The organism is Hallella colorans, assembly GCF_003096815.1.
In the GTDB taxonomy this organism is placed as follows: domain Bacteria; phylum Bacteroidota; class Bacteroidia; order Bacteroidales; family Bacteroidaceae; genus Prevotella; species Prevotella colorans.
Window position 1 is genome coordinate 111,070 of the sequence record NZ_QENY01000008.1, and the last position, 9,692, is coordinate 120,761.

10 protein-coding genes are annotated in these 9,692 nt (G+C 44.7%); 8 read left to right on the forward strand and 2 right to left on the reverse strand.

The annotated features are described in order from the left end of the window. Positions 1-671: 671 nt before the first annotated feature. From C7379_RS05700 to C7379_RS05710, 3 genes are all read left to right on the forward strand, one after another. Complete coding sequence (locus tag C7379_RS05700) at positions 672-1,385, forward strand: Bax inhibitor-1/YccA family protein (protein WP_116616395.1); 714 nt, start codon at positions 672-674, stop codon at positions 1,383-1,385. A gap of 320 nt (positions 1,386-1,705) precedes the next feature. Continuing rightward, positions 1,706-2,176 carry an arginine repressor gene (locus C7379_RS05705; RefSeq protein ID WP_116616396.1) on the forward strand — a complete coding sequence of 157 codons (471 nt, stop codon included), beginning with the start codon at positions 1,706-1,708 and terminating at the stop codon, positions 2,174-2,176. Between the two features lie 114 nt (positions 2,177-2,290). Continuing rightward, positions 2,291-2,479 (forward strand): PspC domain-containing protein, encoded by a 189-nt coding sequence (locus C7379_RS05710; RefSeq protein ID WP_243406723.1) that lies wholly within the window; start codon positions 2,291-2,293, stop codon positions 2,477-2,479. 224 nt (positions 2,480-2,703) lie between these two features. Here the strand turns inward: C7379_RS05710 and C7379_RS05715 are convergent, their stop codons facing one another. Both C7379_RS05715 and C7379_RS05720 read right to left on the reverse strand, forming a co-directional pair. Beyond that, positions 2,704-3,300, reverse strand: coding sequence for an aminotransferase class IV (locus C7379_RS05715; RefSeq protein ID WP_116616398.1), 597 nt, complete (start codon positions 3,298-3,300; stop codon positions 2,704-2,706). Beyond that, the gene (locus C7379_RS05720; protein ID WP_116616420.1) at positions 3,284-4,267 is read right to left on the reverse strand and encodes an aminodeoxychorismate synthase component I; all 984 of its coding nucleotides are present in this window, start codon (positions 4,265-4,267) and stop codon (positions 3,284-3,286) included. Before C7379_RS05720 ends, C7379_RS05715 begins: the two co-directional genes overlap by 17 nt. A gap of 256 nt (positions 4,268-4,523) precedes the next feature. Between C7379_RS05720 and C7379_RS05730 the strand changes: the two genes are divergently transcribed. The 5 genes from C7379_RS05730 (at position 4,524) to C7379_RS05750 (ending at position 9,369) form a co-directional block, all read left to right on the forward strand. Continuing rightward, a complete protein-coding gene (locus C7379_RS05730) occupies positions 4,524-5,291 on the forward strand; it encodes a PASTA domain-containing protein (protein ID WP_116616400.1) in 768 nt (255 codons plus the stop codon). A gap of 42 nt (positions 5,292-5,333) precedes the next feature. Beyond that, positions 5,334-6,410: an RluA family pseudouridine synthase gene (locus tag C7379_RS05735; protein ID WP_419185304.1), complete on the forward strand. Its 1,077-nt coding sequence runs from the start codon at positions 5,334-5,336 to the stop codon at positions 6,408-6,410. A 48-nt stretch (positions 6,411-6,458) separates the two neighbouring features. Continuing rightward, positions 6,459-7,460 carry a D-alanine--D-alanine ligase gene (locus C7379_RS05740; RefSeq protein WP_116616421.1) on the forward strand — a complete coding sequence of 334 codons (1,002 nt, stop codon included), beginning with the start codon at positions 6,459-6,461 and terminating at the stop codon, positions 7,458-7,460. Between the two features lie 100 nt (positions 7,461-7,560). Further along, positions 7,561-8,715 carry an acyltransferase gene (locus tag C7379_RS05745; protein WP_116616422.1) on the forward strand — a complete coding sequence of 385 codons (1,155 nt, stop codon included), beginning with the start codon at positions 7,561-7,563 and terminating at the stop codon, positions 8,713-8,715. A gap of 6 nt (positions 8,716-8,721) precedes the next feature. After that, the gene (locus C7379_RS05750) at positions 8,722-9,369 is read left to right on the forward strand and encodes a NigD1/NigD2 family lipoprotein (RefSeq protein ID WP_116616402.1); all 648 of its coding nucleotides are present in this window, start codon (positions 8,722-8,724) and stop codon (positions 9,367-9,369) included. Positions 9,370-9,692 lie beyond the last annotated feature (323 nt).

The following is a 9,692-nucleotide window of genomic DNA, read 5'->3' on the forward strand; positions in this document are numbered from 1 at the left end:
GGAGAGAAGAGTGGGGAGCGAAGAATGAATGAAGACAGCAGCACCGGATTCGAGAGGCGTCTGAGCGCGGTAGAAATTTGCGCGTGTGAACTTTTATGCCTACATCATGTCTTCCTGTTTTTAATCCTGTTTGCGGTTATACATGGTTACCACAATCGTAGAGACCTACGTTGTCCCCCCAAAAGTAAATACCTACTGAGCCTTTTGCTCCCCCATTAAATATCAGCAGAGCCCTTTTTTGCACAGAAGGCCTTTTTGTTTTCTTGCCTATAAGTTTGATTGTGACGTGTAGTAGGCATGGACGAAGTCATGATTAAAACTGAGGCGGAATGGTTTTAGCGCTGAAACGCAGCGTCAATTAAGTGTCACTCGTTTGTAACCAGCGTCGAAAGGAAAGCAATCTGAAATGCATTATAATAGGAAGTAGGGGTGCTAAAAATGCGGGAGGATAACAATTTGTCATTTATTCAATAATAAAGTTAATAGATGTCGGGTGGATTTGGAAAATCCTTTTAAAATACGTAACTTTGTCACATAGAACCACAACAAATGGCATGATACTTGCCTACTAATATGTGGAGACAGGAGTGTCATGCCCCAAGTGCCTCCCAAATGACAATCAATAAGAGGAATATCATAAAACAAGCAATTAAAACAAAATAAAGACAAACATGGAAGTACAAGATTTGGAAAAGATTATACGCGGAAAAGAGAGCGCACTCTCCGCTGTTTTCCCGGCTTTAATGCGCAAGGTATATGTATGGATGACAATGGCTTTGGCCATCACGGGCATTTGTGCTTATGGCGTGGCAACGAGTCCTAATATCATGCAAATGATCTATGGCAACAGTATGACTATCTGGGTGCTGTTCATTGTTGAATTAGGATTGGTGTTTTACACGACGGCACGCATCCAAAAGCTGTCGCTCACCACAGCCACCACATTATTTATCATCTATTCTGCACTCAACGGTGTCACGCTATCGGGTATCTTTATAGTGTATAGTATGACATCTATCGCCAAAGTTTTTTTCATCACTGCGGGGACATTCGCGGCTATGGCGCTATATGGATATTTTACGAAGACAGATCTTTCTAAGATTGGCAATATCTTGTTTATGGCCCTTATAGGCTTGATTATTGCCACGGTGGTAAATTTATTCTTGAAAAGTGCCATGTTTGACTTGATACTTTGCTATATCGGCGTGGGCATATTCGTAGGGTTGACAGCGTGGGATAGCCAGAAAATCAAGCACATGTTGGCCATGCAGGTAGATATGAGCGAAAGCGCTCAGAAAATCGCTTTGATGGGCGCATTGAGCCTTTACCTTGATTTTATCAACCTGTTTTTGTATCTGTTGCGTATATTCGGTAACAGGAACTAATGCCACATACCATCACACATTTCGTGGCTTAGGCGTCTTTACGCCTGCCACAAGTCGTTGGCCTCGTAAATCCTTAGGATATTTGCGGGGCCATTTTTTGTTAATATCTTGATGCCGGGCGCCCCCATCATGTTTGCTCCGTGTTGCTTTTGATAGCACATAATATGCGTTTCTTAACACATGCGTACATTTTTATTCGTTATAAAAATACCGGAATAGTTGGAAAGTGAATATTTTTAGCACAATATTTTATTATTCTTTTTGATATTCTTAAAAATAATTATAAATTTGTGGTTTTTTAAAGAATAAAAATTCAGGTTATGAAAGAGAAAGATCGAAGATTGGATGCCATCAAGATGATCATTTCCAGCAAAGAAATGGGCAGTCAAGAAGAGGTGCTGGACGAATTGAAAAAGGAAGGGTTCACGCTGACGCAGGCCACCCTGAGTCGTGATTTCAAACAGCTCAAAGTGGCCAAGGCTGCCAGTATGAACGGTGAGTATGTGTATGTGCTACCCAATGAGACCATGTATAAGCGCATCCGCAAACCGCTGTCAGCCATAGAAATGATGCAAACGCCCGGTTTCCTATCTATCAATTTTTCTGGTAATCTCTGTGTTATCAAGACTCGTCCGGGCTATGCCAGCTCTATAGCTTACAATATAGACAATGGCAATCTGCCTGAGATACTGGGCACTATTGCTGGCGATGACACCATTTGCATTGTGCTCAAAGAGGGGGTGGAGCGCAAAGAAGTGGTCATGAGCTTGAGCAATTTGATAAGTTTTTAAAGGTGGGCGAATGTAAGTGACAACAAAAATAAAGACAACAAGGACGCAACAAAGTGTGGCTGTGATACGTCATATATAATGTAATCATTAACTTAAGATAATACAACTATGGTAATGGGTAGAAAATTAAGGAGATCGAAAGACAGCATCGTGTTTGGCGTGCTTGGTGGTTTAGCCGAATATATGGACACAGACCCGACATTGGTGCGTGTGATCTATTCGATGCTGACAGTCTTTACGGCTTTCAGTGGTGTGATACTGTATCTCATCCTGTGGTTGGTGATGCCTCCTGCGGAGCAATAATTGACAATTGGCAATCGCGCCTATCAAGTAGGATTTGCCACAGACTCAATCAGTTTGAGACAAGTCTGAGATATTGGTTAATCACGGATTAAATATCATGAGACCTCTTTTTGACATTTCAAAAGTCTATTGGGAATGAAAAATAAATGCTAATAACACCATCATCAAGTTTGGTGTAAGGTTTAATGAGGTTTAATGTGTGGTTGAGAATGAAAGTGATTTTGTTATAAAACGACATGCTCGATGGGCAAGACAATCTCGCCCAAATCTATCATGGCGTTGAACAAGGCGACGTGTGTGTAGCGCACGAGATCCTCAATGGCAATTGGCCTTGCCTCAATCTTTCCTGTCTCCAACAAGTGTTGACGCCGGGTTCCGGCCAACAGCGGCGTATCGGGGGTGACCCATTGGCACCCGTCGAAAAAAGCCACGTTGGTGAAAGAGGTGTCTGTGACATGCCCATTTTTCACGATAAGAACATCGTCGCATTTGCCACGGAGTGACAATAGCTGGTTTAGCGCATGGCGGTCGCTGTGCTTGAAAGCGTATTCAATGTTGTTGCTCTCGACCGCTTTGAGCGTGTGTACTTGCCGTGGAGTGTAGGGCGTGCATGTCGGCTCGTAGATGTTTGTGCCGTCATAGAGAAAGCGTAGTTTGGCAATGCCATCTATAGAAGCCACGAATGGCATAATGTCCGCTCGACTAATGGGGTGGGCAATGTTAAAAAAATGTGCTCGGGTGTGACGCATGCGGTCAAGATGCGCCTCCAAATTGAAAGGAAGGCCATTCTCCACCCTGATGGTTTCAATAAATTGGCACATACACTTTATCAATTACTTCTTGGTATTCATCGTTGTTGTCACTCTGGGCGGTGATACCTCCGCCCGCTTTGTAGTATAAATGGCCATGCTCGTTGTCTACAAAACGTATCATCACTGCGCTGTCCATCACGCCGTCGGCGTAGTGCCCTATCACCCCCGTGTAGAATCCCCGATCATAGTTTTCTGCCTCGCGGAGAATTTCCACGGTTTTGGCTTTAGGCGCGCCGGTGATGGAGCCAGCCGGCAGTAGCTTGAAAATCAAATCGCCCACATGGTCTCGATAATAACGTGACAGTCGGCCTGTAATCTCCGAACTTGTCTGGAGCAATTCGCCACGATGGGTCCTGACACGCTCTATGTATCGGTAACGAGCCACCTGTACGCTGTCGGCCACTTGGCTGAGGTCGTTGCGAATGAGATCCACGATGGTGGCATGCTCGGCGGCCTCTTTCGCACTGGCCATCAGGTCTTCCCGAGCGTGGGGTAGCGTGGCGTCGCAAGTGCCTTTCATGGGGTAAGAGGAGATGGTGTCATGGTCCACCCTGACGAAAGTCTCGGGTGAGAAACACACGAGCATGTCTTTTACCCAACAGCGGTAGCGAGCCTTTGAGCGCAGGAATATGTCGCGCAGGCCAATGTTGATCTCAATTGGTATTTTGCAGGTGAGGTTGGCCAAATAGCTGTTGCCGGCCATGATATTGCGCTTCACAAGGTTGATGCTTTGCTCGTAATCGGCCCGACTTGGGGGCTTGGCGCACCATCTCAAAGGCTCCACTCCTGCGCGAGCTTGGTGCGGCACATTACTGAAATGGGGGAAAGCGCACATCATCTCATTGCTGTCGAGGTCTGTTGTAGCCTCGACAAACGCTTGTGTACATTCAAAATTGATGATGAAGACAAACGGTTTGCCCTCGGCTTGCAACTGGTTAATCCGCTCTTGCGCTTCTTCTTTATTGTACATTCTCATGGCGTGGCTTTTGTGTTGTCGGGAAGTCGTGCTTCTCTGCAACGGTCATGTTTGCAAAAGTACGCATTTTGCATGAGACAAAGCGGCGAGAAACATACATTTTTTGTTACTTATGCCATCTTTGCAATTCCATGCTATATATAAGGTGTTATCCGCTCGCATATTATCTTGTATGGTGATTGCTATATAAAATATTTGCTTGCGATATTTGGAATTAAGCGGAATTACCTTATCTTTGTAAAAAAATAATGCGTCAATGACATTTTCTGAGTTTTTTGGCAAGTTTAAGAGCAGATATCTTTGGGGCAACCTTGCCGCAATAGCAGCGACATGGATGCTGCTTGCTGTTGGGGTGAAATATGGAATTGATGAATATACCCATCATGGCGAAGCTATCTCTGTGCCAAACTTAACGCATAAAAATTTTGACGATGCAAAGAACGTGGCAGATCATTTGAAGCTTAAGATAGAGGTGGTAGACACAGGATATGTGAAGCATTTACCAGCTGGTTGTATATTGGAACAATCACCAGGACCCGGTGAGACCGTCAAGGCGGGGCATGCTATCTACGTCACTATCAACGCGGGAAAATCGCCCACCATCAAATTGCCTGACGTGATAGACAACAGTTCGCTGCGAGAGGCCATGGCAAAACTAACGGCTATGGGTTTCAAATTGACTTTGCCGCAGTTTATATCTGGTGAAAAATACTGGGTGTATGGTATCTTGGCCAATGGTAAGCCTGTGAGCTTTGGCGACCGAATACCTGTGGACGCTAAACTCACCATTCAAGTAGGCAATGGTATGCGAGATATGAGTGATTCTGTGAACTACGTGGATCCTGTTTATCCCACAGATGATGAGTATGAGGAAATGGGTGAGACGGATCCTTTTGAAGAAGTGAGCGAGCCACCAATAGAAGAAAAGCAACCTTTCAATCCAACCAATCAATCTCCAGACCCAAATCGCAAACAGTCTGTCAAACCTGCAAAAAATCCAACTGTCAAACCTGAGCACAGATAAATTTAAAAAAGAAGAGAGAAAACTGTGACTAACGATATAGACATTTTTGACAACGAAGAGCTGTTAGATGATGACTTGTCGACAAGCCCGATAGATGGCGAGCAACTCTATGAACACTGGAAAGTGGAGGTGGATGCTGGGCAAGCGGCGCTGCGCATAGACAAATACTTGGCTGACAGAATGCAACATTCCAGTCGCAACCGCATACAGACGGCGGCAGATGCTGGATGTATTTTCGTGAACGGAAAACCTGTGAAGTGCAACTATAAGGTTCGTCCGACCGACGTTATTACGTTGATGCTCGACCGGCCCAAACACGACTCGGCCATCAAGGCGGAGGACATACCGCTTAATATTGTATATGAGGATGATGACTTGATGGTGGTGAACAAGGAGGCGGGCATGGTGGTGCACCCCGGGGCAGGCAATTTTAATGGCACGCTGCTTAATGCCGTGGCATGGCATCTGCGCCATTTAGAGTCGTTTGACCCCAATAATCCTGAGGTGGGGTTGGTGCATCGCATAGACAAAGACACCTCTGGGCTGCTTGTAGTGGCTAAGACCCCCGATGCCAAGACGGCGTTGGGCAAACAGTTTTTCAACAAGACCACGCATCGGTCATACAATGCTTTGGTGTGGGGAAACCTTGCAAACGACAATGGGCGCATAGAGGGCAATATCGCTCGCGACCCTAAAGACCGCTTACGTATGAAAGTTTTCGACTCCACTTCGGGCATTGGCAAGACTGCGGTGACCCATTACCGTGTACTTGACCGCTTTGGGTATGTTACGCTTGTGGAGTGCGTTCTCGAGACGGGTCGCACGCATCAAATAAGGGCGCATATGAAACATATAGGTCATCCGCTTTTCGGCGACGAGCGTTATGGTGGCAACGAGATACTTCGTGGACAGCGAAGTTCCACATACAAAGCTTTCATACAAAACTGCTTTAAATGCTGCCAGCGACAAGCCTTGCATGCCAAGACACTTGGTTTCGTGCATCCAAGAACGGGCCTTCAGATGGATTTCGACTCTGCATGGCCAGCGGATTTCGACTCGCTCATCAGTAAATGGCGCAGCTATATCAAGGGAACGACGCTCGACACTTTTGCGGAGTGATTTTGGAAAAAACTTCATTACATGAGAAACTATAACCAATTAACAAATATGAAAGATTTAAAAAGAAATATTGCTATCGTTTGTGGAGGTGATTCCTCTGAGTATGACGTTTCCATGCGGTCTGCGCAGGGTCTGTATTCCTTTTTTGACAAGGAGCTTTACAATGTCTATATCGTGGATGTCAAAGGACTTGACTGGCATGTGTCATTGGATGGTGCTCAGGTAGCAAACATCGACAAGAATGACTTTTCTTTTATTGACACGAATGGAAAAGCTGTCATTTTTGATTATGCTTACATTACAATCCATGGTTGTCCGGGAGAGAATGGGCTGATGCAGGGCTATTTTGACTTGTTACGCTTGCCATACTCTACCAGTGGGGTGCTCGTTGAGGCTATGACTTTCAACAAGTATGTGCTTAACAACTATCTGCGTGCGTTTGATGTAAACGTGGCTGACAGTATACGCTTACGCCGTGATGAGACATACGCCGAGGCGGAGATAGAGAGGCGCTTGGGTATGCCAGTTTTCGTAAAACCGTCTGCTGATGGATCGAGTTTTGGTGTGTCGAAGGTGAAATGTGCGGACCAATTGGCTCCTGCATTGCGCAAAGCGTTCATGGAAAGTGATGAGGTGATGATAGAGGGCTATCTCAAAGGTACTGAAATATCCGTGGGATGCTACAAGACGACCGCCAAAAGCGTGGTGTTCCCTGCTACGGAGGTGGTGACAGAAAATGAGTTTTTTGATTACGACGCAAAGTACAATGGTCAGGTTCAGGAGATAACTCCAGCGCGTATAGCGCCAGAAACTGCCAAGAAGGTGGCTGAAGAAACCTCTCGAATTTATGATATTTTGAACTGTAACGGAATCATTCGCATTGATTATATCATCTCGAAAGATGCGGATGGCAACGACAAGATATACATGTTGGAGATTAACACTACACCAGGCATGACCGTCACAAGTTTCATACCACAGCAAGTGCGTGCGGCAGGGCTTGATATTAAAGAGGTGTTGACCGAAATAGTGGAAAATCAATTTAAATGATTCTTGCGTAAATGTTGCATGCCTTCTTACGAGCCACGCATTAGGCATGCGACAAAGATGTGTTGAAATAAAGGCAGAGGGCTCACCAATTTCTATGATTATGGATATTCGATTGAAAGAATTTGACGCTATTCGTCCGTTTGAGCCGGAAGAGTTGCCAGCGGTGTACGACCGTCTTTTAGCCAATAAGCAATTTCTAACTGTATTGAATCATATCTATCCCAACGTGCCGATAGAAATTATCGCCATGAAAATGAGGGAATGCAAGACCAGCTTGGAATTTCAAAAAGCATTTTGCTACAAGTTCATTAAAGATCTTCTGAAGAAACTTTCCACGGGATATGATATGGATTGCTCAGCTCTGGATATTAAGAAGAACTACACTTTTATGAGCAATCATCGTGACATCGTGCTTGATTCCGCAATTCTCGACGTGCTGCTCATCGACGCAGGTTTTGATACCACCTGCGAGATTGCTATTGGAGACAATCTGCTTGGATTGCCATGGGTGAAAGATTTGGCTCGTCTGAATAAGAGTTTTATAGTGCGACGTGGATTGCCATTGCGCGAGATGCTGTTGGCTAGCAAACTATTGTCACGATACATGCACTTTGCTATCGCTGAGAAACACGAGAATATCTGGATAGCGCAACGACCCGGAAGAGCAAAAGACTCGGATGACCGCACGTCCATATCGGTGTTGAAAATGATGACTATGGGGGCAAAAGGCTCTGTAATAGAGTTACTGCGAGAACTGAATGTGGTGCCTCTAACCATTTCATATGAGGTTGATCCATGCGATTATCTAAAAGCCATCGAACTGCAACAAAGACGCGACAACGAACAATGGAAAAAAGGAGACACCGATGACATATTATCTATGCAGACGGGTATTATGGGTTTCAAGGGTCGCATACACTATCATTGCGCACCGTGTATTAATGATTTTTTAAACACTATTCCTGCAGACTCTCCCAAAGATGAGGTGCTAAAATTGGTGGCAGACCATCTTGACCACGAGATACACAGAAACTACAAATTGTTCCCGGCCAACTATGTTGCATTGGACAAGTTGCGTGGTGATGACAAATACAAGTCTCTTTACACCATTGAAGACAAGGATTTCTTTGACAACTATCTCGATAGCCAGTTGGCAAAGGTACAGATGGAGCATGCCGACAAAGATTTTCTCCGTGAGCAAATGCTCACCATGTATGCTAATCCAGCTATTAATTATCTTGCCGCTAAACAATAAAAAAGCATGCGTCATTTAACAAACTCAATATGGGGCTTGACCATTGCTGTTGTTATAGGAGCTTGCACTACTGAGAACTATGAGACAGGCGATGGTCATTATTCTTATATGCGCGCAGAGTTTGGCATGCTGCACACTTTGGGCAGGCAATCTGCTGACTATGTGTTGACAGACGGTGGTGATTCGGTGACATTCAAACAAGTGGCAGATGTGAGATGGACTGATAGGGAAGATAGCCTATATCGTGCTTTGGTGTACTATGATGCCTCGTCGCATGTCTGCTTTTCCGCCGTCAAGGTGATAGTGCCCCGTCCTATTTTAACTGCCCGAATAGACACCTTGCCTGCTGATCCTATTAACGTGGAGAGTGTTTGGAAAGCGGGTGGTTTCCTTAATGTGGCTTATGCTGTGAAGACAGGTCGAGCTGACAACGGTGAAACTCGTCAGTTATTGGGAGTCGCCATAGATACTACCTATATGCATGAGCATCGAAACAAGACCATTAAAATCAGACTGTTGCATGCCCAAAATGGCGTGCCTGAATATTACACAGCACGTGGATACCTCAGTGTGCCACTTAAGGGATACTCTCAAGACGCAACCTTTCTGCTCTCCGCAAATACTTATAGAGGAGAAATATTAAATTACAAGTAATAGTTTGTGGCATCATTGGTAATTTTATTATCCTTGCGTGTTGCTTACTTGCTTTTTTCTCCTGCTATCTTATATATTATAATAATGAGATTATCTCGTTTTACAGCGTATTTTGTAATGATTTTGGAAAAAATGGCATATATTTCGATATTTTTCCATTAAAAGTTTGGAGTCTACCCCTTAATTGTTTACCTTTGCACTCGCTTTCCGAAATTATTTCGGTTGGCTCGACAAAAGAAGCGTTCTTTGAGAATATTTACATAGACAGAGAAGTAGTACGAGAAGCGAGACGTGTCGGTCTTTGGGCTTAGTTGCCTTAATAT

Excerpts from the sequence above, each read along its gene's own strand:
- C7379_RS05705 (WP_116616396.1), top strand. The coding sequence starts at position 1,706 with ATGAAAGAGAAAGATCGAAGATTGGATGCCATCAAGATGATCATTTCC.
- C7379_RS05745 (WP_116616422.1), top strand. The coding sequence starts at position 7,561 with ATGGATATTCGATTGAAAGAATTTGACGCTATTCGTCCGTTTGAGCCG.
- C7379_RS05740 (WP_116616421.1), top strand. The coding sequence starts at position 6,459 with ATGAAAGATTTAAAAAGAAATATTGCTATCGTTTGTGGAGGTGATTCC.
- C7379_RS05710 (WP_243406723.1), top strand. The coding sequence starts at position 2,291 with ATGGGTAGAAAATTAAGGAGATCGAAAGACAGCATCGTGTTTGGCGTG.
- C7379_RS05700 (WP_116616395.1), top strand. The coding sequence starts at position 672 with ATGGAAGTACAAGATTTGGAAAAGATTATACGCGGAAAAGAGAGCGCA.
- C7379_RS05730 (WP_116616400.1), top strand. The coding sequence starts at position 4,524 with ATGACATTTTCTGAGTTTTTTGGCAAGTTTAAGAGCAGATATCTTTGG.
- C7379_RS05750 (WP_116616402.1), top strand. The coding sequence starts at position 8,722 with ATGCGTCATTTAACAAACTCAATATGGGGCTTGACCATTGCTGTTGTT.
- C7379_RS05720 (WP_116616420.1), bottom strand. The coding sequence starts at position 4,267 with ATGAGAATGTACAATAAAGAAGAAGCGCAAGAGCGGATTAACCAGTTG.
- C7379_RS05715 (WP_116616398.1), bottom strand. The coding sequence starts at position 3,300 with ATGTGCCAATTTATTGAAACCATCAGGGTGGAGAATGGCCTTCCTTTC.